The organism is Dyella flava (genome assembly GCF_016904955.1).
Taxonomy (GTDB): Bacteria; Pseudomonadota; Gammaproteobacteria; order Xanthomonadales; family Rhodanobacteraceae; genus Dyella_B; species Dyella_B flava.
This window is the reverse complement of the sequence record NZ_JADIKE010000035.1, coordinates 322171-343697: the sequence shown is the minus strand read 5'-3', so window position 1 is coordinate 343697 and position 21527 is coordinate 322171. Positions and strand designations below refer to the sequence as shown.

The following is a 21527-nucleotide window of genomic DNA, read 5'->3' as shown; positions in this document are numbered from 1 at the left end:
GTTCCCGTAGGCTTGTGTCGGGTCTTTGGCGAGCTTGCCGGCGGATATCCGCAGCGCGCGCTCAGGCCTAGGCAGCGGCGGAGCGGGCGAATATGCTCGACCGCTATTTCCCCGGTTTCCTGTGCAGCGGAGGGTGTGAACATGACGGTTGGCAAGTGGGCTTTGGGCGTAGGTATGTGCTTGGCGCTGGCGGCCGGTCCCGCCTTGGCGGCCCAGCCCAGCGAGGCGCAGGTGCGGGAGCTGATGCAGGTGATGGATGTGCCGGGCCAGTTCATCGCGATGAACAACAAGATGGCCGCCATGATGAGCGAGCAGTTGCCTTGCGTGGAGGCCAGCTTCTGGCAGACCTATATCGACAAGGACGGGCAGGAGCAGCTGACCAAGGCCATGATCCCGGCCTACCAGCACCACTTCACTGCCGACGAGGTCGAGGGGCTGATCAAGTTCTACAAATCCTCCCTGGGCCAGAAACTGGTGACCCAGATGCCCGCCACCATGGCCGAGGCCGCCCAGGCCGGTCAGCAATGGGGCCGCCAGCGCACGTCGGACATGTTTGCCCAGCTCCAGAAGCAGGGCAAGCTGGACGCCCAGGGGCGCTGCCCGGGGACCGCCGGGGACGATAGCAGCGGCGATGCCATGCCAGCGCCCCAGTCGCCGGCCGGCGGAACGGGCCACTGACTGCCTTGAGCCAGCTGGTCAGTCATTGACCAGCTGGGCGCCTGATCGCTATAATCCACAGTTCGCTGCGCCCGAATGGGTCGCGGCGAACCCAAGAGAATAACGACAGAAGGGCCATTCCCATGAGTTATGCAGTTATCAAAACTGGCGGCAAGCAATACCGCGTCCAGCAGGGCGATGTCCTGCGCGTGGAGCTGCTGAACGCCGAAGAAGGCGCCAGCGTGAAGTTCGACCAGGTGCTGCTGGTCGGTTCCGGTGAGACCATCACCGTCGGTGCCCCGGTCGTGGCCGGCGCCACCGTGAGCGCCACCGTGCGCAAGCACGGCCGCGCCGATAAGGTCCGCATCATCAAGTTCCGCCGCCGCAAGCACCACAAGAAGCAGCAGGGACATCGTCAGCACTTCACCGAAGTCGAGATCACGGGCATCAACGCCTGATACAGCCGGAGTAGATAGTCATGGCACACAAAAAAGGCGTAGGTTCATCCCGCAACGGTCGCGATTCGAACCCGAAGTACCTCGGCGTGAAGGTGTACGGTGGTCAGGCCATCGAGGCCGGCAACATCATCGTGCGTCAGCGCGGCACCAAGTTCCATGCCGGTACCGGCGTGGGTCTGGGCCGTGACCACACCCTGTTCGCGCTGGTCGATGGTACGGTCGAGTTCAAGACCCGCGGCGAGAACAATCGCAAGTACGTCAACGTCGTCAAGGGCTGATCCAGTCCTCACGTTGCAACGAAGGCCCCGCCCCGGCGGGGCTTTTGTTTTATTTGGAGCAAGCGGCGAGGGCGACAGGCAGGGGCTCACGAAAGCTTCATGCTTGCGCGCTCGCTACTCATCCCTAACCCCTTTAATCTTGCTTCCCTGCTGACCCAGCCCAAGCAGCGCCTTGATGGCGCATCAAACCTAAGAAAGTTGCGCAGCCATGAAATTCGTCGACGAAGCGATCATCAAAGTCCAGGCCGGAGACGGCGGCAATGGCTGCATCAGTTTCCGCCGCGAGAAATTCATTCCGTTCGGCGGTCCTGACGGCGGTGACGGCGGCACAGGCGGTTCGGTCTGGCTGATTGCCGACGAAGGCCTCAATACCCTGATCGACTTCCGTCACCAGCGCAGCTTCAAGGCACAGCGCGGCCAGAACGGCATGGGTAGCGATATGTACGGCAAGGGTGGCGACGACACCTCCATCCGCGTACCGGTCGGCACGGTCGTCACCAACGTCGATACGGACGAAATCATCGGCGACCTTACCGGGCACGGTCAGCGCCTGCTGGTGGCGCAGGGCGGCAAGGGTGGCCTGGGCAATATCCACTTCAAGAGTTCGGTCAACCGCGCGCCGCGCAAATCCACGCCGGGCACGCCGGGCGAAGTGCGCGAGCTGAAGCTGGAACTGAAACTGCTGGCCGACGTGGGCCTGCTCGGCTTTCCGAATGCGGGCAAGTCGACCTTTATCCGCGCCGTGTCGGCGGCAACGCCGCGCGTGGCGGATTATCCGTTCACCACGCTGCACCCGAATCTGGGTGTGGTCAGCCTTGGCACCGACCAGAGCTTTGTGATCGCCGATATTCCCGGCCTGATCGAAGGCGCTGCGGAAGGCGCCGGCCTGGGCATCCAGTTCCTGCGCCATCTGGCGCGCACGCGTCTGCTGCTGCATCTGGTGGACATCGCGCCGATCGACGGTTCCGATGTCGTGGCACAGGTGCACGCGATCGAGCACGAATTGGAGAAGTTCGATCCGGAGCTGATGCAGCGTCCGCGCTGGCTGGTGTTGAACAAGGCTGACATGCTGCCTGAGGATGAGCGCCAGGCGGTGGCCGAGGACATCGTCGAGCGCCTCGGCTGGACCCAGCCGTGGTTCCTGGTCTCGGCCATCGCGCGCGAAAACACCCTGACCGTATGCCAGCAAGTGCAGCGCTTCTTCGAAGCACAGCGGGTTGCGCACGAAGGCCGCACCGATATGTTGCCGGGCGATGTGCGCCTGCGCGGCGAGTGATTCTGACACCCTCTCCCCTTGGGGGAGAGCGGGCTCGGGTGAGGGGCCGATCTTGCTGAAGAGGTAAGTGGAACGGCTCGCGACATGGGAGTTTTGATTTGAAGCAGATGGCGGAGATCATGGCGAGGCAATCCCCGCACCCAAGTCCTCTCCTCGCGCCTCGATGCCGGGTACGTGCACGTGCTCTCCCTGCACATGTCGAAGGGGACAGGGAGTCGATTTGATGACGTTGCAAGCCCGTATCGCAGGCTATCGGCGCCTGCGTGATCAGCCCCTGTGGCGGTTGCTCGCCGCCGACCATGCCCCCGAACTGATCGGATTGCTGCAAACCCTGTTGCTGGATAGCGAACGGCGCCTGCCGGGTTCGATCCTGCACGAGCGCTTGCAGCATCATCTGGATGCGATCAATGCATCTGATCTTCCGCTCGAATTGCCGCGCACGGCGCAGGCTTACGTAGCGCACTGGTTGTCACAGGGCTACCTCGAACGCCGGCTGCCGGAGGGCGCAAGCGAAGAGGAATACGAGCTTTCTTCCCAGGCGACCCAGGCCATCCGCTTTATTGCCGGTCTGGATGCGTCGCGCAGCGTCGCAACCGAAAGCCGCCTGTCGCTGGTGATCCAGCAATTGGTGCAACTGGCCGAACAGACCGAAACGGATCCGGCGGCGCGCCTTGGCGCGCTCTATGCGGAGCGCGATCGCATCGAGGCGGACATCGCGCGCGCCGCCTCGGGCAAGGTTGCGACCCTGGACAGCAAGCGCGCCCTGGAGCGTACCCGTGAAATCATCCAGCTCGCCGATGATCTGAACGAAGACTTCCGCCGCGTCCGCGATGATTTTGAACAACTCAATCGCGAATTCCGCGAACGCATCATCGATGACGAAGGCGAGCGTGGCGATATCCTTGACCGCCTGTTCGAAGGCGTGGACCTGATCGGCGACAGCGAAGCCGGTCGCAGCTTCAACGCCTTCTGGAACCTGCTCAACGATGTCGAACAAAGCGCGCAACTGGATGCGGCCCTGGACACGGTGCTGTCACGCGGCTTCGCCCGCAAGCTGCAACGTCATGAACGGCAATTCCTGCGCGGTCTTACCGGTGTGATGCTGGAGCGTGGCAGTCATGTGCACGACGTCATGCAGAACTTTGCGCGCAGCTTGCGTGGGTTCGTGCAGAGCCGCGGCTATCTGGAGCAGCGGCGCCTGAACCAGTTGCTCAAGCAGGCTCAGGCCGAAGCACTGCAACTGCGCGACTCGGTGCAAGTGCGCCAACGCACACCCTATACCCTGCAACTCACCACCAGCCGATTGCGCTCGCTATCGCAATGGCGCCTGCATGATCCACGTCAGGCCCGCGTCGATGGCAACATTGCGCAGAGCGGCGGCGCGGCGATCTCGCTCGACAGCGTGGGCGAGCTGGTAGCGCAATCGGAAATCAATTACCGCGGGTTGCGACGCGATCTGCATGAGCTGCTTGCCACGCACGACCAACTTTCGATTGGTGGTGTGCTCGCCCAGCGGCCGGCCGAACAAGGGCTGGGCAGCATCATCGGTTACCTGTCCCTGGCCACGCGACATGGCGTTGTGGCGCAGGATGAGCATGAAGCCATTACCTGGCGTGGCAAGGACGGCAATGAGCGTCACGCCCGCATTCCTCTCGCGTGGTTCCTGAAGGAGAAGCGACATGAATTTGCTTGAGGACGACACCGTTTTTATCGAGCCCGTGGCCGAGAAGCCCAAGGACTCGGCACTATTCGACGGCGATTGCGGCAACCTGCCGCTCGATGCGCGTCGTGCATTGTGCCAATTGCTGGCCGGTCCCAGCCTGGATGCGGGCCGGCACAGCCAGTTATGGACGGCTTTGCTGCGCCAGGAAACCGCCATCCGTTCGCGTTTGTGCGAGCTGTTCCTGGAGCTGGTGATCGACCGCGAAGGCGGCGTCGCCTTCACCCGCCAGTTCGACACCGGCGAATTGGAAACACCCGTGCTGCTGCGCACATCGCCACTGACCTTTATCGATTCGGTGTTGTTATTGCACCTGCGCCAGCAATTGGCTGAGGCGGAAGCGCATGGTCACCGCGCGGTGGTGGAAGAGGCGGCCCTGGTGGACGCCTTGTCGGTTTACGAAAAAAGCGTATCCACCGACCGCGCCGGCTTTGCCAAACGTGTGGCCGGTGCGATTGGCAAGATGAAAGACAATCACATACTGGACAAGCTGCGCGGCAGCGACGATCGCTATGAAGTATCGCCAGCGCTGAAGCTGCTGTTCTCCGCAGAAGACGTGCAGGCGCTGGCGCTTGCCTATCGCGAACTGCGCGAAGCCGACGAGGGCGAGGAGAAGCCGGATGGCGAATGAGAAAGGCGCGCCACGCAAGGCGCGCGCAAAAGCGGCAAAGACGGCGCGTCCGGTCGCACCATCGTTGTTCCTTTCCGATTTGCCCAGTCCGCGCGACGAACAGTTCCGCATGCGTCGCCTGCAGGTGTTCAACTGGGGCACGTTCGGTGGCCTGGTCGATGTACCGATTGCCGAGAAGGGGTTCCTGTTTGTCGGTCGCTCCGGTTCGGGTAAATCCACCTTGCTGGATGCGATGTCGGCACTGCTGGTTCCGCCCAACCTGGTCGACTTCAATGCCGCGGCACGCGAAGCCGAGCGCAGTGGACGAGATCGCAGCCTGGCTTCCTACGTACGTGGTGCCTGGGCCGATCAGCAGGACAGTGATTCCGGCGAAATTGCCACGCAGTACCTGCGCAAAGGGGCGACGTGGTCGGCGCTGGTACTCGAATACCGCAATAACCTGGGCGCCACGGTCAGCCTGATCCGTCTGTTCTGGATCAGCGGCAACAGTTCGGCCGCCGCCGATGTGCAGAAGCATTACATGGTGACGGAGCGCACCTTCGATGTCGCGACGGAATTGCAAGGCTTCGATCTGGATCGCCGCCGTCTCAAGACCCGTCTGGGCGAGGACGTACACCACTTCGACACCTTCGCCGCGTATGCCGAGCGGTTCCGCCGTCTGCTGGGCATCCAGAACGAGATGGCGCTGAAGCTGCTGCACAAGACACAGTCGGCCAAGAACCTGGGCGATCTCAATCAGTTCCTGCGCGGCTTCATGCTCGATGAGCCGCAGACGTTCGGCGCGGCCGATCGTCTGGTGGCGGATTTCGGCGAACTCGATGCCGCGCATAAATCGGTCGTGATCGCGCGCGAACAAGTAGATACCCTGGCACCTGCCCGCACTTCTCACGAATCGCTGCTGCAATTGCGCCGCGCGACCAGCGAGCTGAAAGAGCTGCAGCACGGCGTGGATCTTTATCGCGAGCAGCGGCGTCTGGCTTTGCTGGATGCGCGCCTTGCCGAGCTGCAGGTACAGGACCAGGCCCTGGCCGGCGAGTTGGCGCAGCGTCGCCAGTCGCTGGACAACCACGACCAGAAACTGGCCGATCTTGAGCGTCAGCGTCGCGAGCAGGGCGGTGATGCGATCGACCAGCTGGAACGCGAGCGCGAACAAGTCGGCCGCGAGCGTGACGAACGGCTGCGCCGGCGCAACAAGGTCGAGCAGACCTGTCGCGAGCTGGGCTGGACCATTCCAGGTACCGCGCATGGCTTCGCCGAACTTGCCGGGCAGGCGCGTGAACTTATCGACGGTGCCCGTGAACGCGCGGCCGCACTCGAAGAGCGGATGGACGTGCTCAAGCGCGAGCGTGACCAGGCCACCCAGCGTTTTGGTGAAGTGCGAGGGGAAATCGAGGCGCTGAATCGGCATCCTTCCAACATTCCCGCGCCTACCCAGGCGGTGCGTGCGCGGTTGTGCCAGGAGCTGGGACTGTCGGAAAACGCACTCCCATTCGTCGGCGAGCTGCTGCAGGTCAAGTCCGAGCACGCGGCGTGGCGTGGCGCGATTGAGCGCGTGCTGCATGGTTTTGCACTCGCCTTGCTGGTGGACGAAAAGCACTACGGTGAAGTATCTGCCTGGGTCAACAAGACTCACCTCGGCAGCAAGCTGGTGTATTACCGGGTCGGGCGCGGTGAGGTATTGAATGCGCGCAAGCTTGATGCGCGCTCGATGCTGCATCGGCTTGAGCTGCACGATCATGCGCATCGCGACTGGCTATCCGCCGAACTGGCCCGCCGTTTCGACTACAGCTGTGCGGACTCCGCCACCGCGCTGAAAAACGCCGATCGGGCGATCACCCGGGAAGGCCAGGTGAAACATCCGGGCGATCGTTATGAGAAAGACGACCGCCGCGCCGTGGATGATCGCCGCCATTGGGTGCTTGGCTTCGACAACCGCGACAAGTTGACCGTCTATGAAAAAGAAGGGCAGCAGTGGGCGCAGGCGATCGCCAAGTCCGACGAAGCATTGAAGGCCCTGCGCGAAGACAATGCGCGCGAAGGCGATCGCCGTGTACTCGCCGGCGCCTTGGCGAGCGCGGAGTGGGAAGAGATCGACGTCGCGCCCAAGCTGCAGCGCCTGGGCGATATCGAGGCTCAGCTCAAGCAATGGCGTGAAGGCGACGCGACCCTGCTGGAGATCACCCAGCGCCTGGATACCGAGCGCGAACTGCGGCGTCGTGCGCAAAACGCTTTTGAAGACGCGGCAGGTGAGCGCAATGCCTTGCAGCGCGAGCGCAGCAGCCTCAACGAGAAGCGTGAGGCCTGCCAGCAGAAAGCCTCGCAAGCGGCCTTGACGCCGCTGCAGGCGCGTGGCTTGCCGGAGCGTTTACCGGCACATCCGCCCTTGTCGCTGGATAATCTTGCCGACCAGTTCCGTCTGTTGGAGCGCGGCCTCAACGAGGCGCTCAACGGCCAGGTCGACGAAGACAACCGTCTGGTCCAGCAGACCGAAGAGTGCTTCCGCAGTTTCTGCCGTCGCTGGCCACAGGACAGTGGCGACTTCACGCCCAATCTCGACGCGGCCGAAGGTTTCCTCGCCCGTCTGCGCCGTCTTGAACTGGATGGTCTGCCCAAGCACGAGGCGCGCTTCTTTGAGTTGCTGCAAAGCCAAAGCAAGCAGAATCTGCTGGTGTTGCAGAAACACATGAGCGAAGCGCGCAAATCGATCGGCCAGCGCATGGAAGAGGTCAACGAAAGCCTGGAACGTGTCCCGTTCAATCGCGGCACCTTGCTGCAAATCGAGCTGACCGATCGGGGTCTTGCCGAAGTGCGTGAATTCCAGCAACAACTGCGCGATGTGTTATCCCATCACCAGACCGAAGATCGTGCACTGGCCGAAACCCAGTTCGGCGTGCTGCGCCAACTGGTAAGCAGGCTGGCTGCTGACGATCCGGAACACAAGCGCTGGCGCGAACAGGTGCTGGATGTGCGTCAGCACGTCGAGTTCGTTGGCGTGGAAGTGGAGGCCGATACGCGTCGCCAGGTCGAGGTTTACCGCAGCGGTGCGGGCAAGTCGGGCGGCCAGCGGCAGAAGCTTGCCACGACCTGCCTGGCTGCGGCGCTGCGTTATCAGCTGGGTGGTGACGATGGTCATCTGCCGCGCTACGCGCCGGTGGTACTCGATGAGGCCTTCGACAAGGCCGACAACGAATTCACTGCGCTAGCCATGAACATCTTCGAGAACTTCGGCTTCCAGATGGTCGTGGCCACGCCGCTGAAATCAGTGATGACGCTGGAGCCGTTTATCGGTGGCGCTTGCTTCGTCGACATCACCGGCCGTCACGACTCGGGCGTGTTGCTGATCGAATACGACCAGGCCGAGCGGCGGCTGGCGCTGCCTGAGCGTGCGCGGGAGGCGGAAGTGGTTTGACCCCGCGCGTGGGCGACCTATGGCATAAGAAGATCGTCTGAAGGATGTCTATGCTGCAGCGGGACATCTGCAGATATCTACCTTCACAGAGAGAGCCCGATGAGTGACCGCCGCGACTTCCTGAAATCCTCACTGCTGGTTGCATCTGCGCTGGCGTTGCCTCGCCTGTCGCGAGCAGGCGCAGCGCTATCCGGCACGGTGCCGGGCGGAGTCGGCGCGCGCGTGGTGTCTACCTGGGATTTCGGCATACCTGCCAACCAGGCCGCATGGACGGTGTTGGGCAAAGGCGGCAAGCCGCTGGATGCGGTCGAGACCGGCGTGCAGGTGCCGGAATCGGATCTGCACAATCACAGCGTCGGGCGTGCCGGTTATCCCGATCGCGACGGCAAGGTCACGCTGGACGCCAGCATCATGGATGGCGATGGCCGCTGTGGTGCGGTGGCGGCGCTTGAACATATCGCTCATCCGATCAAGGTCGCACGCAAGGTGATGGAAGACACGCCGCACGTGTTGCTGGTGGGCGACGGTGCGCTGGAATTTGCTTTGCAGGAAGGCTTCACCAGGGAAGACCTGCTGACGCCGGAATCGGCCAAGGCATGGCACGAGTGGCTGAAGCAGGCCAAGTACACCCCGGTGGCCAACAGCGAGAACATCGATTATCACCGCAGCCTGCAAAGTCTCGGCATGCCGGGTGGCAAGAACAATCACGACACCATCGGCATGCTGGCGGTGGATGCCAATGGCCATCTTGCCGGCGCCTGCACCACCAGTGGCATGGCGTGGAAGATGCACGGCCGCGTGGGCGACAGCCCGATCATCGGCGCCGGCCTGTATGTCGACAACGAAGTGGGCGCTGCCACGTCCACCGGCGTCGGCGAAGAGGTCATACGCAACGCCGGCAGCTTTCTGGTGGTGGAGTTGATGCGGCAGGGACGCAGTCCGCAGGAAGCCTGCGAAGAAGCCGTGCGACGCATCGTGAAGAAACGTCCCGAGGCGACCAAGGATATGCAGGTCGGTTTCCTCGCACTGCGCCGCGATGGTGAGTGCGGCGCGTTTGCGATCCAGAAAGGCTTCACCTATGCCGTCTGCGACGCACAGAAACAAGATCGCCTGCTGGCCTCGCCCAGCCTTTACCAGACGACGTATACCTGATGACGCAACAACCTTTGCTCGAAATTGCCGCCGGCTCGCTTGGTTCGGCGCTCGCTGCGCAGGAAGGCGGCGCTGATCGCGTTGAACTGTGCAGCAGCCTGGCCGAAGGCGGCATCACACCATCCCACGGCATGCTGGCAGTCGTGCGCGATCGCGTGCGCATCCCGGTGTATGTGCTGGTCAGGCCGCGTGACGGTGATTTTCTTTATGACGACGCCGACTTCGAGATGATGCGGCGTGATATCGAGACCTGTGCGCAGCTCGGCTTCGATGGCGTGGTGATCGGTGCACTGGATGCCGATGGCGTGGTCGATCCGCGTTGTCGGGAGCTGGTCAGCGCGGCGGGCAAGCTGGGAGTGACCTTTCATCGCGCGATCGACGCCAGTGCGGATCTGCGGCGTTCGCTGGAAGAGGTGGTCGCACTGGGTTGCGAACGCGTGCTGACCTCGGGCGGATGCGCGAATGCCCTGGCCGGTGCGGCAGCGATTGCCGGATTGGTAGAGCAGGCCGCTGGACGCATCAGGATTCTGGCCGGCGCGGGGATCCGCTCGCAGAATCTGGCGGAAGTGGCCCGGCTCAGCAGGGCGCACGAATTTCATGGCTCGGCGCGGTCTGTCCGTCGCTCTGCCATGCGCTATCTCAATCCGGCCTTGCAGGGGCTTTCCCCGGATACCGACCAAACCAGCGTCGCCGAAGTGCGGGCGATGAAGAGCGCGCTCGCTTCCATCGCTTTCCCTTCCGGGTAACCGGGAGGGGTTGGGTACGCACGAAAAAGCCGGCGTTTCCGCCGGCTTCTCGCCAACCCTTATGTCACTTTAGCGCTCAGGCCAGCTCGCGAATCTTCGCGTTCAGGCGGCTCTTGTGACGGGCAGCCTTGTTCTTGTGGATCAGGCCACGGGCGGCGTAGCGGTCCATCACCGGCTGGGCAGCCGTGAAAGCAGCCACGGCACCGGCCTTGTCCTTGGCTTCGATGGCCTTGACGACCTTGCGCAGGGCGCTGCGGACCATGGAACGGGCGCTGACGTTGCGCAGGCGGCGCTGCTCAGACTGGCGCGCACGCTTCTTCGCGGACTTGATGTTGGCCAAGGTAGAACTCCGAAATAAATACTGGGGTTGGAAAAAGGCGGCAATTATGACGGCAATTTGCCGGTCGGTCAAGCTGTTAACCGGATGCGGTCCCCTCTCCCCTTCGGGGAGAGGGCTAGGGTGAGGGGCCGCTCTTGCGATAAAACCCATAAGCGCACGGGAGAAATCTTACCATTCTGGCAAGATTGCCCCCTCACCCCAGCCCTCTCCCCGGAGGGGAGAGGGGGAAAAGCTCAAGGACTCCTTCCCGCATGAAATCCCCCAGCATGCTACGCGGGCTGCTTTCGTTCAGCAGCATGACCATGGTTTCGCGCGTACTGGGCCTGCTGCGGGATATTTCGATCAGCCATGTGTTTGGGGCCAATGTCGCCACCGACGCGTTCTGGGTGGCATTCCGCATTCCCAATTTCATGCGCCGCATGTTTGCCGAGGGCTCGTTTTCCACCGCGTTCGTTCCCGTCTTCACCGAGGTGAAGGAGACAGGCACGCATGCGCAGCTGAAAGAGTTGATGTCCCGTGTATCGGGCACCTTGGGTGGTGTGTTGCTGGTGGTGGCGGCGCTATGCGTGTTGTTTGCGCCGCAGGTCGCTACGGTCTTCTCGCCGGGTGCGATTGATCAGCCGCACAAATTCACCCTCACCGTGGAGCTGTTGCGGCTGACCTTTCCCTTCCTGCTGTTCGTGTCGTTGACGGCACTTTCTGGTGGTGCACTCAACAGCTTCCACCGGTTCGGCCTGCCGGCATTGACGCCGGTGATTCTCAACCTCTGCATGATCGCCGGCGCCTGGTGGCTGTCCCGGCATTTGCAGACGCCGATCCTGGCGCTGGGTTGGGCGGTGTTCGCCGCAGGCATCCTGCAAGTGCTGTTTCAGTTGCCGGCCTTGCGTCAACTCGATTTGCTGACCTTGCCCCGTTGGGGCTGGAACCATCCGGATGTGCGACGGATCATGCGCCAGATGCTGCCGACGCTCTTTGGCTCGTCGGTGTCGCAGATCAACCTGCTGTTCGACACGGTGATTGCGTCGCTGCTGATTTCCGGTTCGCAGACCTGGTTGTCGCAGGCGGACCGCTTCCTGGAATTGCCGCTGGGCGTGTTCGGTGTGGCCCTGGGCACGGTGATCCTGCCTTCGCTGTCGCGCCATCACGTTGCTACCGATCACGAAGGTTTTTCCAAGGCGCTGGATTGGGGCCTGCGCACGACCTTGCTGATTGCCGTGCCGGCCATGTTCGGCCTGATGCTGCTGGCCCAGCCGCTGGTCGCCACGCTGTTCCAGAACGGGCAGTTCCGGCCGTTTGATACGCGCATGGCCACACTGTCGGTCACGGCGCTGAGTTTCGGCGTACCCGCCTACGCCACGGTGAAAGTGCTGCTGCCGGCGTTTTATGCGCGCAAAGACACGCATACGCCGATGCGTGCCGGTGTGGTGGCGCTGATCACCAACATGCTGCTCAATGGCGTGTTCCTGTTGACGCTGTATGCCATGTGGGCACCGCCGGCTTTGAAGGCCGGTCCCTTGCTGGATGGCTTGTCCAAAGTGCCTGGTTTGCATCTGGCGCTGGGCATGGCGAGTGCGTTGGCCAGCTATGTCAATTTGCTGCTGCTGTGGCGCTGGTTGCAACAGGCCGACATCTACCAGCGGCAAGCCGGATGGAGCCGTCATCTGACCCGGCTGGCACTGGCCTGTACCGCGATGATCCTCGTGCTGCTGCTCGGCCGCTGGTATTGGCCGGATTGGACGCAGATGCAGGTGATCGGCCGCGTGTGGCGATTGGCTTTGCTGGTATGTGCCGGTGGCGCGACCTATGTCGCCGTACTTTTCGCGACAGGTTTTCGGCTAGGCGAATTGCAACACGACTGACCGCTATACTTGGCGGATGATGAAACTGTCCCGGGACGTTGCGGGGCCGTGTTTAGCCCCCGGCGGCAGTGTGGTTGCGGTCGGTGCCTTCGACGGTCTGCATCGTGGTCACCAAGCCTTGTTGAATGAAGTGCGCGAACGGGCGCAGGCCCTCGACTGCACGCCGATCGTGGTGAGTTTCGAGCCGCTGCCGCGAGCGTTCTTTTCGAAAGAGCCGGTGCCACGTTTGTCCAGCGTGCGCGAAAAGCTGCTCGGCTTCGCCGCCGCCGGCATGGAGCACACCCTGCTGATGCGCTTCAACCGGGCGTTGACGGCCATGTCGGCCGAAGATTTTATCCAGCGCGTGCTGGTCGAACGGCTCAATGTGCGCGAAGTGTGGGTCGGGGCGGATTTCCGCTTTGGCCACAAGCGCGCAGGCGATGTCGCCATGCTTGAACGGATCGGGGCGGAGCGGGGCTTTGTGGCCCGCACCATGCCGGCCGTGCTGCTGGAGGGCGAACGCGTATCGGCCAGCCGGGTGCGGGCTTTGCTCGCGGCCGGCAACTTTGGTGGGGCCACGCCGCTGCTGGGCCGGCCCTTCGTGATCGAGGGCAAGGTGGAATACGGCAAACAGCTCGGCCGTACCCTGGGCTTTCCCACCGCCAATATCCACCTGCGCGAACGGGTCACGCCGGTCCACGGCATCTTCGCGGTACGGGTGGGCCTGGGCGAGAGCGCATGCAATTGGCCCGGGGTGGCCAGCCTCGGTACGCGGCCGACCGTCAACGAAGTGCTCGAACCCCTGCTGGAAGTGCACCTGTTCGATTTCGAGGGTGATCTATACGGCCAGCGCATGGCGGTGGAATTCGTTGCCAAGCTGCGCGACGAGATGAAATTTGACGGATTGGACGCATTAAAGGCTCAAATGAGTCATGATGCGCGTTCGGCCCGGGAGATCCTGGGTATGAACCCGGTACTGATCGGCGAGTAAGGTCATGAGCCTGCAACAGTCCAAGCCAGCTACCCATTCCGCGCCTGCCATGGCGAGCGCGGCGATTATTATTATTTGAGGCACCCGCCGAAGCGCGTGCGCTTGCCGCCGCGCGCGGCAAGTAATAGCACGAGGCTTCGGTTCCTCCCCAGGCATCGAAGCGGGACCACCGTAAACACGGCAACCGAGCGATGACCCAGGACTACAAGAGCACCATCAACCTGCCGCAAACCAGCTTCCCGATGCGCGGCGACCTGCCCAAGCGCGAGCCGGGTTGGCTGGCCGAGTGGGAAAAGGCGGGGCGTTACCACCAGATCCAGGCCAGGACCGTCGGCCGTCCGATGTTCATGCTGCACGATGGTCCGCCGTACGCCAACGGCGCGATTCACATCGGCCATGCGGTCAACAAGATCCTCAAGGACATCATCGTCAAGTCGAAAGTGCTGGCCGGCTTCCATGCGCCGTATGTGCCCGGCTGGGATTGCCACGGCATGCCGATCGAAATCCAGATCGAAAAGAAGTTCGGCAAGAATCTTCCAGCCGCAGAAGTGCAGCGCAAGGCGCGCGCCTATGCAGCTGAGCAGATCGAAGCGCAAAAGGCCGACTTCAAGCGACTGGGTGTGCTGGGCGACTGGGAGCGCCCGTACCTCACGATGGATCACGCCAATGAAGCCCTGGAGATTCGCGCACTGTCGGAAATGTTGCGCAAGGGCTACATCTACCGTGGCCTGAAGCCGGTGAACTGGTGCTTCGACTGCGGTTCGGCGTTGGCCGAAGCGGAAGTGGAATACGAAGACAAGACCGACATCGCCATCGACGTCGGTTTTGCCTTTGACGATCCCGCCGCAGTCGCCAACGCCTTCGGCCTGGAAAAACTGCCCAAGCCCAACGGCCAGATCGTGATCTGGACCACCACGCCGTGGACGATCCCCGCCAACCAGGCACTCAACCTGCATCCGGAATTCAGCTACAGCCTGGTGGATACGCCGAAGGGCTTGCTGATTCTTGCCAGCGAGCGCGTCGAGGAATGCCTCAAGACGTATGGTCTGGAAGGGCAGGTCATTGCCTCGGCCCCGGGGCAGGCGCTGGGTGACCTGAAGTTCCGCCATCCGCTGTACGCGGCCGATCCGGGCTATGCGCGGCTGGCGCCGGTGTATTTCGGCGACTATGTGACGCTGGATACCGGTACCGGCATCGTGCACTCATCGCCGGCTTACGGTGTGGAAGACTTCCTCTCGTGCAAGGCGCACGGCATGAAGGACGCCGAGATCATCAATCCGGTGATGGGCGACGGCCACTACGCCGCCAGCTTGCCGTTGTTCGGCGGCATGTTCCTGTGGAAGGCCAATCCCAGGATCGTCGAAGCGCTGGAGCAGGCCGGCTCGCTGCTGCACCAGAACAAGTACACGCACAGCTACATGCATTGCTGGCGGCACAAGACGCCGATCATCTATCGCGCCACCTCGCAGTGGTTTGCCGGCATGGATACCACGCCGAACGATGGCGGCAAGACGCTGCGTGAAACCGCGCTGGAAGGCATCGAGGCCACCAAGTTCTATCCCGCCTGGGGCAAGCAGCGCCTGCACGCGATGATCGCCAATCGTCCCGACTGGACCTTGTCGCGCCAGCGTCAGTGGGGCGTGCCGATGGCCTTCTTCGTGCACCGCGAAACCGGCGAGTTGCATCCGCGTACGCCGGAACTGCTGGAAGAAGTGGCCAAGCGCATCGAGCAGCACGGCATCGAAGCATGGCAGAGCGTCGAGCCCAGTGATTTCCTGAGCGCGGAAGAAGCCCAGCATTACGAAAAGAATCGCGACACGCTTGATGTGTGGTTCGACTCGGGCACCACGCATTGGCACGTGTTGCGCGGTTCGCACGTGGATGTCTCCACCTTCGCCGCCGACCTGTATCTGGAAGGTTCGGACCAGCATCGCGGCTGGTTCCATTCCTCCTTGCTCACCTCGTCGATGCTCGACGGCCAACCGCCGTACAAGGCGCTGCTTACGCACGGCTTCACCGTGGACGGGCAGGGCCGCAAGATGTCCAAGTCGCAAGGCAACGTGGTGTTGCCGCAGAAGGTGATGGATACCCTCGGCGCCGACATCCTGCGCCTGTGGGTGGCCAGCGCGGATTACCGCAATGAGATGTCGGTTTCCGACGAAATCCTCAAGCGCGTGGCCGACGCCTATCGCCGTATCCGCAATACCGCGCGCTTCCTGCTCGGTAATCTGGATGGTTTCGATCCGGCCAAACATCTGGTGCCGGTGGAGAACAGCCTGCTGCTCGATCAGTGGGCGATCGGCCAGGCTTATGAAGTCCAGCAGGCGGTCGTCGCCGCGTACGAACGTTACGACTTCCCCGAAATCGTGCAGCGCGTGCAGAACTTCTGCACCAACGAAATGGGCGCGCTGTACCTGGACATCACCAAGGACCGCCTCTACACCATGCCGACCGAAAGCCTCGGCCGGCGCAGTGCGCAGAGCGCGATGTATCGCATCCTGGAAGCGCTGGTACGTTGGCTGGCGCCGGTGCTGTCGTTCACCGCGGAAGAAATCTGGCAGCACATGCCCGGCGAGCGCAGCGAAAGCGTGTTGTTCGAAACCTGGTACGACGGTCTGGTGAACACGCAAGCTTCGCCGGAGCAGCGCCGTTACTGGGCCGACCTGCTGGCGATCCGCGATACCGCGTCGCGTGTGCTGGAAGACATGCGCAAGGCCGAGCGTATCGGTGCCGCATTGGAAGCCAAGCTGGTGCTGCATGCCGATCCGGCCACCACCGCGCGCTATGCCGAGACAGCGGACGAATTGCGCTTCTTCTTCATCACGTCCGAGCTGAGCTTCGCCCCGTTGCAGTCACGTCCGGCCGATGCGGCTGCGTTGCCGCTGGAAGGTGGCGAAGTGCATGTGGCCGCCAGTGTGAGCGACGCGGCCAAGTGCATTCGCTGCTGGCATCGTCGCGAGGACGTGGGCAGCAACCCGGCGCATCCGGACATTTGCAGTCGTTGCGTGAGCAATGTGGAAGGGCCGGGCGAAGAGCGTCGCTGGTTCTGATCGCGGTTTAGCCTTTTTTCGCGGTCATCGTTTTTCGCGCCGTCATTCCCGTGCAAGCGGGAATGGCGGCAAGGCAAGCATGGCTCTTCGCATTCATGTGCAGGTGATGGGCGTTGTCCCTTTAGAGAAACTCCATGAACTCCAAACCCAACGCACTTCCCTGGCTGCTGGTTTCCGTGTTGCTGATCGTCGCCGACCAGCTCACCAAGTGGTGGGCGCTCACCGCGCTGCAGCCGGAGGGCACGCCACATCCGGTCATTCCGGGGTTTCTCAACTGGACGCTGGCCTTCAACACTGGCGCGGCTTTCAGTTTTCTCGCCCAGAGTGGTGGCTGGCAGCGCTGGTTCTTCGTCGTGTTGGCGGTGGTGATCAGCGTCGCACTGGTGATCTGGCTGGCGCGTACCGCGCGCCGTGAATGGCGCACTGCCTTGCCGCTGTCGCTGGTGATCGGTGGTGCGCTGGGCAATCTGATCGATCGCCTGCACGCGGCGCAGGTTACCGACTTTATCCAGGTCTACTACCGTGACTGGTACTACCCCACCTTCAACGTTGCCGACTGCGGGGTTTGCGTGGGTGCCGTGTTGCTGATCCTGTTTGGTTTGCGTCCATCGCGTCCTTAGGGGTGCTCTGATCTATTCCACATGTCCGTTACCGCACTGTATGCGCGCATGAGCGTGTATCCCGTACGGGATTGCCGAGGTAGGCAGCAGCTGCTACCTGACCGAAATTTCGCAGGGGTAATACACTTGGCTTATGGTCTCGATGGTTTTCGTATCGATAGCAGATGGGGCACTGCCGTAGTGCCGCTACTCACGGGTGCGGAGGAGGGTGCATCGATAAATTTGATGCCTTCCAGAAGCTCGACGACTTGGGGAAGGATCGATTCGTTGAGGTGATTTAGGGTCTGTTTGCCCGCCATCCGGCGTCATCGCTCAGTCGTGTACCGGCGTACACTCCCTCACTCTTTCTTGGCTGGCGCGTAAACATCTTGCGGCGCGGGCTACGCCAATAGCGTTGACAGGCCCTAGTCCGTTCGTAGGGCAGGGGGCGTTTCAGCAGATTCGCAAACATGCTCAATCCCTTTCCGGCAGTGCAATGCGCGGCAACTTGGAAGAGGGCGCCTCGCCCGATGCGGCGACGCCCTCGGGTGGCAGGGGCCCGCCCGCGACCCGCCGTGCTGCGTCGCTGCCCTTAAAAATGCGCGTCGGCAACAGAAAATGCCGCAGCGCCAACACCTCCAGCGGTCCCTTACCGGTTTCGCTGCGCAACTGCACGCGCAGATCCGGTGTGCTGCCTAACGACGGCGTCCAGGTCAGCAGATAACGGGCGCTGTCCTCTTGCTTGACCGTGGCGCGCTCCAGCAAACGGATCAGGCCGAAGCGGCCTTCGAATTCCAGCGTGGAGCGCAAGCCGCCTTGCTGGGTTTGCCAGTCGATGCGGGTGAGGTTGTCCAGCGCATCGCCAGGCCACTCGAACGGCATCCAGGCTTCGCGCTGGTTGAAGTAATGCAGCTGGCGGCCGGACAGCACGATGGAAAAGTCCGTGATGCCGGGTGTCGGCACGGCACGCAGTTCGTAGCGCACGCGTGAATCGGCGGAAGGAAACAGCACGCCGGCGGTGTGTTGCAGGCGATTGAGCGCGTCCAGAAAGGCCGGGTCGACGTGCAGCGCCTGGCGTCCCGCGCCTTGCACTTCCACCCAGTGATCACCCTGGCGTTCCAGGATGCCACCCAGCTGGGTTTGCACAAACTGCATCAGCACGCCGTGGTTCGCCGCCAGGAAGCGCGCGAGCTCCGGCAGCGATGCATCGTTGTCGCTATCGGCGAAGGGGTAGCGCCCATCAAAGCTGGCATGCCAGTCCGATAACAGGGTGCTACGCCAGGTGTCGTTGAGGCTGGCCGCCGCCGGCGTCAGCACCGCATCCCAGGCCTGATCCAGCGGACGCTGGAACAGCGCATCGCCGAAGCCACCCCATTGCTGCCCCAGGCTGGCCGCTACCCGGCCGGCGTAGTCGCGGCTGTCGGCCAGCTCGGACGTCCTGCCTTGCAGGATGGCCTGCGCGGTCACCCGCGCCATCGCATCCGGATCGGTGCTCAGCATGATCTGCTGCAGCTTCAGGCGCACCGCTGTCACGCGCTCCAGATACCGCGCCAGGCTGATGTCGCTGCCGGCGGCGCTGAGCGCCTCCTTCCGCGTTGCATCCGTATCATCGCCGCCCGCCAGTTGCAGCAGTGGCCCGAACGCGTTGGCCAGCGGTGAAGCATCGGCGGGCGCCGCGCTCCTGGACGGATTGGGTTCATCACGGTGCACCAGTTGTTTGGCCTTGTTCACCAGCGTATCGGACAGCGACGCCACCTCCGTCCCCGTGCCGGCCTGATACACGATCACCTTGAACAACGCCAACAGCGGGGAACGCTGCGGATCGGCCAGCAGGTTCATCTGGTCGACGGTGCCGGACAGCGAGGCCTCCGGCTGCCAGCGCACGCTGTTGAGGAACTGCTGCCAGGCGCGTGCGTAATCGCTGAAATAGCGTTCGCGCAACGCAGTGCGCAGGGCATCGGCCGAGGGTGCGGCAGAAGCAGCCCGGCTATCACTCAGCACCCAATCGCCCGCCACCGTGCGCGTGGCACCGGCTTGGTCGATCGCCTTGCCGATGCGCTCATCCCAGGCATGGCGGGTAAATACGCCGGCCACGGTTTCCGAGGTGGCGAACACGCCGCGGCTGCTGCTATCGCCCAGCAGCGTTTGCAGGGACAGCGGGGGATACTTGTCGCGGTTCTCCGCCAGGATCTGCTGATACACCGCATCGGTGGAATTCTGCAGGCCAATCACCCCGACCAAGGTCTGCCGCGCCGCGTTCACCAGGGCCGGCTGGGCTGGCGCAGCCAACGAGACACCTCCGGGCAGATGCGCCTGAGCCAGGTGCTCCACATGAAAGGTGACCAGATGCTGCATCAGGTCGTTCCACGCCCCTCCGCTCAGCGACGTATCACGTGGACGCTGCGCGGCGGATGCCGCCAGCCACTGTTGCGTGAGGAAGGGCGCCTCGACATGCGTGGGGTCGGCCAGCATCAGATAGGCCTTCAGATCCGCATACGCGCCTTTCACCGTATCCTCGCCACCGCTCGCCAAGGCCTGGTCGGACAAGGTGCCGAGCTTTTGCAGCCGCTGCTCCAGCTCGGCACGCCACGGCTGCACCAGCGCACGCGCGCTCGCCGCGGCATACGAGGGCCACAACGCCGCTTGCAAGGCCCGGTCGCGGTTCAGACCAAAACGCAGGCGCCACGGCGCGCCATGCGGCTGATGTGCCTCCAGCGTATCCAGCTGCTTTTGCACGACATCCAGCGCCTGCAAGGATTGCGTGCGCGTGGTGGCGGTGCGCACCGTTTGCAGCGCCGATTGCACCCGCACGATCGCGTTGCGGTTGAGCGTGAACGACACCAGCGTACCCAGCAGCCACGCCACCGCGCAGCCGGTCACGGCCCAGGCGCACACGCTCGGCCACGAGAAACCCATGCGGTGTCCACGCACACGTCGGCTGTGCGCGGCGATGGTGTCCCAGGTGGCCTGATGCGACGGCACGGCGTGATCGAAGCCCGCCACGCGATCGGGCTTGGGCTTGAAGGCTGGCGCAAACAGCACACCGGCGATAAGCGCCTGCCGGCGATAACCACGGCCGATCTGCGCCAGGCACGCCACCAACGCGGCAGCCTGCGCGGCGATGTAGCCCGACAGTTGCGCGAGGTAACGCACCTGGCGCTGCTCGCTCATGCGCTGCACGGCGGTATCGGCCAGCACGCGCGACAGGTCGGTCAGTGCGGCGATTTCCCGCTCCGCCTCGACCCGGCCTTGCCACAGGCAGGCAATCGCTTCGCCTTGCTCGGGCATGGCACCGTCGACGGTGACGACGTTCAGCACGTAGGTGGGCGCGGCCCAGCGCAGCGCGTTGGCCTGCGAGAACCATGCTTGGGAAAGGGCATCTACCTGGAACGAGGTCGCGCCGTCGTCCTGATGGGGCAAAACCTGCACCAGCGCATCCACGGGACGGCGGCGACGCATGCGGGCGATAGCGTGCAATCGCGTCGCGTCGAGCGTGTCGCCGTAGCCGGTGTGCAGCAACACCATGCCCGGGTGGATGGCATAACCGTTCTTGCGTAGTGCCGGTGCCAAGGCATCGACCGCCGCGTCATCGCCGCACACCAGCAGCCAGCGATCGCGATAACGCCAGTGCCAGCCGTGGCGGCGTTTCAGCTCCTGAAAAAGAAGAGCAAAGGTGTCCGAAGACGCTGCGGTCGCCTGACGCGACGCAAGCACGCTGGCCTGCGTGGTGCCGACCATTTCAGGCAGGCGAAGGTGAAGCCATTTTCTAAGTGTATGCTTCGCTCCCGACCAGCGGCCCCAAAGCTCGAGGCCAGCGATGATGGTCAGCACGACGGAGCAAAGCGCTACCGCTGAAACCCAGATACTTCGCTCGTCCGGAGTCTTGATACCCAGGCGTTCCCCGAAAAGCAGGATGGCGCCGATAGCGAGGAGCGCCAATATCAGAATGGACAGCTGATCTTTCCGTAGTTTAGTCATGGCTTTCCGTATTTCTGCAAAAGGTCCGTCATAGTGGCCGCGTCGCGGCGACAACCACATTGGGCCCAAAACGACCTTAGTGCATCAAACGTCCACGTAAGAGGTGCTCTGAGAGGGGATCAGGCGCGGGCTCGGGCTGCATCGGCATACGCACAGGTCGTCGCTCAACGCGGCTTCGCGGCCATCGGGCCCCTTCATTGATATACGTGGTCCGTCGCACACGATGCGCCCCAGGGTGTTGCAGGCGGGGCACCACACAGGATCGTTTTCAAAAGCTTGTTCGCGGTTGTTCACCATGTCGTTGGCATCGCCGCCTTCGACGGTGCCGCCAGCGGTGGTCGAATCGCCTTTCAGGATGTCGTAACGTCTCATGGCTCATTCCTTTGACTGCGCGCTCTTCATAG

At 63.0% G+C, this 21527-nt stretch carries 15 protein-coding genes and 1 pseudogene; 13 read left to right on the top strand and 3 right to left on the bottom strand.

Features of this window, described 5'->3' with window-relative positions; all coding sequences use genetic code 11:
• Positions 1-141 precede the first annotated feature (141 nt).
• The 9 genes and pseudogenes from ISP19_RS11320 to ISP19_RS11280 all read left to right on the top strand — a co-directional run bounded on the left by ISP19_RS11320 (position 142) and on the right by ISP19_RS11280 (position 10327).
• The gene (locus tag ISP19_RS11320) at positions 142-678 is read left to right on the top strand and encodes a DUF2059 domain-containing protein (protein WP_204682082.1); all 537 of its coding nucleotides are present in this window, start codon (positions 142-144) and stop codon (positions 676-678) included.
• 122 nt (positions 679-800) lie between these two features.
• Entirely contained in the window at positions 801-1115 is a 315-nt protein-coding gene (rplU, locus tag ISP19_RS11315; protein ID WP_204682080.1) for a 50S ribosomal protein L21, read from the top strand.
• Between the two features lie 20 nt (positions 1116-1135).
• Positions 1136-1393, top strand: a complete 258-nt coding sequence (rpmA, locus tag ISP19_RS11310; RefSeq protein WP_204682078.1) for a 50S ribosomal protein L27 — start codon at positions 1136-1138, stop codon at positions 1391-1393.
• A gap of 208 nt (positions 1394-1601) precedes the next feature.
• Complete coding sequence (gene cgtA / locus ISP19_RS11305) at positions 1602-2669, top strand: Obg family GTPase CgtA (protein ID WP_204682076.1); 1068 nt, start codon at positions 1602-1604, stop codon at positions 2667-2669.
• A gap of 223 nt (positions 2670-2892) precedes the next feature.
• On the top strand, positions 2893-4362 hold the full coding sequence (locus ISP19_RS11300; protein WP_204682074.1) for a DUF3375 domain-containing protein: 1470 nt from the start codon (positions 2893-2895) through the stop codon (positions 4360-4362).
• On the top strand, positions 4349-5020 hold the full coding sequence (locus ISP19_RS11295; protein WP_204682072.1) for a DUF4194 domain-containing protein: 672 nt from the start codon (positions 4349-4351) through the stop codon (positions 5018-5020). Before ISP19_RS11300 ends, ISP19_RS11295 begins: the two co-directional genes overlap by 14 nt.
• Positions 5010-8420 (top strand): annotated as a pseudogene (locus tag ISP19_RS11290) (ATP-binding protein); the annotation flags it as partial. The gene ISP19_RS11295 and the pseudogene ISP19_RS11290, both read left to right, overlap by 11 nt.
• 108 nt (positions 8421-8528) lie before the next feature.
• The gene (locus tag ISP19_RS11285; RefSeq protein WP_204682068.1) at positions 8529-9581 is read left to right on the top strand and encodes a glycosylasparaginase; all 1053 of its coding nucleotides are present in this window, start codon (positions 8529-8531) and stop codon (positions 9579-9581) included.
• Positions 9581-10327: a copper homeostasis protein CutC gene (locus ISP19_RS11280; protein ID WP_204682066.1), complete on the top strand. Its 747-nt coding sequence runs from the start codon at positions 9581-9583 to the stop codon at positions 10325-10327. Before ISP19_RS11285 ends, ISP19_RS11280 begins: the two co-directional genes overlap by 1 nt.
• A gap of 76 nt (positions 10328-10403) precedes the next feature.
• Here the strand turns inward: ISP19_RS11280 and rpsT are convergent, their stop codons facing one another.
• Positions 10404-10667, bottom strand: a complete 264-nt coding sequence (gene rpsT, locus ISP19_RS11275; protein ID WP_128897499.1) for a 30S ribosomal protein S20 — start codon at positions 10665-10667, stop codon at positions 10404-10406.
• Between the two features lie 251 nt (positions 10668-10918).
• Here rpsT and murJ point away from each other — a divergent pair, with 251 nt between their 5' ends.
• The 4 genes from murJ to lspA all read left to right on the top strand — a co-directional run bounded on the left by murJ (position 10919) and on the right by lspA (position 17166).
• Positions 10919-12526, top strand: a complete 1608-nt coding sequence (murJ, locus tag ISP19_RS11270; RefSeq protein WP_204682064.1) for a murein biosynthesis integral membrane protein MurJ — start codon at positions 10919-10921, stop codon at positions 12524-12526.
• Between the two features lie 16 nt (positions 12527-12542).
• The gene (locus tag ISP19_RS11265) at positions 12543-13496 is read left to right on the top strand and encodes a bifunctional riboflavin kinase/FAD synthetase (RefSeq protein WP_204682062.1); all 954 of its coding nucleotides are present in this window, start codon (positions 12543-12545) and stop codon (positions 13494-13496) included.
• Between the two features lie 191 nt (positions 13497-13687).
• Entirely contained in the window at positions 13688-16546 is a 2859-nt protein-coding gene (gene ileS / locus ISP19_RS11260) for an isoleucine--tRNA ligase (RefSeq protein WP_204682060.1), read from the top strand.
• Positions 16547-16680: 134 nt separating this feature from the next.
• Entirely contained in the window at positions 16681-17166 is a 486-nt protein-coding gene (gene lspA / locus ISP19_RS11255) for a signal peptidase II (RefSeq protein ID WP_204682049.1), read from the top strand.
• Between the two features lie 453 nt (positions 17167-17619).
• Here the strand turns inward: lspA and ISP19_RS11250 are convergent, their stop codons facing one another.
• Positions 17620-21123 (bottom strand): ImcF-related family protein, encoded by a 3504-nt coding sequence (locus ISP19_RS11250; protein WP_204682047.1) that lies wholly within the window; start codon positions 21121-21123, stop codon positions 17620-17622.
• Positions 21124-21207: 84 nt separating this feature from the next.
• Entirely contained in the window at positions 21208-21495 is a 288-nt protein-coding gene (locus tag ISP19_RS11245; RefSeq protein WP_204682045.1) for a PAAR domain-containing protein, read from the bottom strand.
• Positions 21496-21527 lie beyond the last annotated feature (32 nt).

Coding starts and splice junctions, on each gene's coding strand:
- ISP19_RS11320 (WP_204682082.1), top strand. CDS start 142: ATGACGGTTGGCAAGTGGGCTTTGGGCGTAGGTATGTGCTTGGCGCTG.
- rplU (WP_204682080.1), top strand. CDS start 801: ATGAGTTATGCAGTTATCAAAACTGGCGGCAAGCAATACCGCGTCCAG.
- rpmA (WP_204682078.1), top strand. CDS start 1,136: ATGGCACACAAAAAAGGCGTAGGTTCATCCCGCAACGGTCGCGATTCG.
- cgtA (WP_204682076.1), top strand. CDS start 1,602: ATGAAATTCGTCGACGAAGCGATCATCAAAGTCCAGGCCGGAGACGGC.
- ISP19_RS11300 (WP_204682074.1), top strand. CDS start 2,893: ATGACGTTGCAAGCCCGTATCGCAGGCTATCGGCGCCTGCGTGATCAG.
- ISP19_RS11295 (WP_204682072.1), top strand. CDS start 4,349: ATGAATTTGCTTGAGGACGACACCGTTTTTATCGAGCCCGTGGCCGAG.
- ISP19_RS11285 (WP_204682068.1), top strand. CDS start 8,529: ATGAGTGACCGCCGCGACTTCCTGAAATCCTCACTGCTGGTTGCATCT.
- ISP19_RS11280 (WP_204682066.1), top strand. CDS start 9,581: ATGACGCAACAACCTTTGCTCGAAATTGCCGCCGGCTCGCTTGGTTCG.
- murJ (WP_204682064.1), top strand. CDS start 10,919: ATGAAATCCCCCAGCATGCTACGCGGGCTGCTTTCGTTCAGCAGCATG.
- ISP19_RS11265 (WP_204682062.1), top strand. CDS start 12,543: ATGATGAAACTGTCCCGGGACGTTGCGGGGCCGTGTTTAGCCCCCGGC.
- ileS (WP_204682060.1), top strand. CDS start 13,688: ATGACCCAGGACTACAAGAGCACCATCAACCTGCCGCAAACCAGCTTC.
- lspA (WP_204682049.1), top strand. CDS start 16,681: ATGAACTCCAAACCCAACGCACTTCCCTGGCTGCTGGTTTCCGTGTTG.
- ISP19_RS11250 (WP_204682047.1), bottom strand. CDS start 21,123: ATGACTAAACTACGGAAAGATCAGCTGTCCATTCTGATATTGGCGCTC.
- ISP19_RS11245 (WP_204682045.1), bottom strand. CDS start 21,495: ATGAGACGTTACGACATCCTGAAAGGCGATTCGACCACCGCTGGCGGC.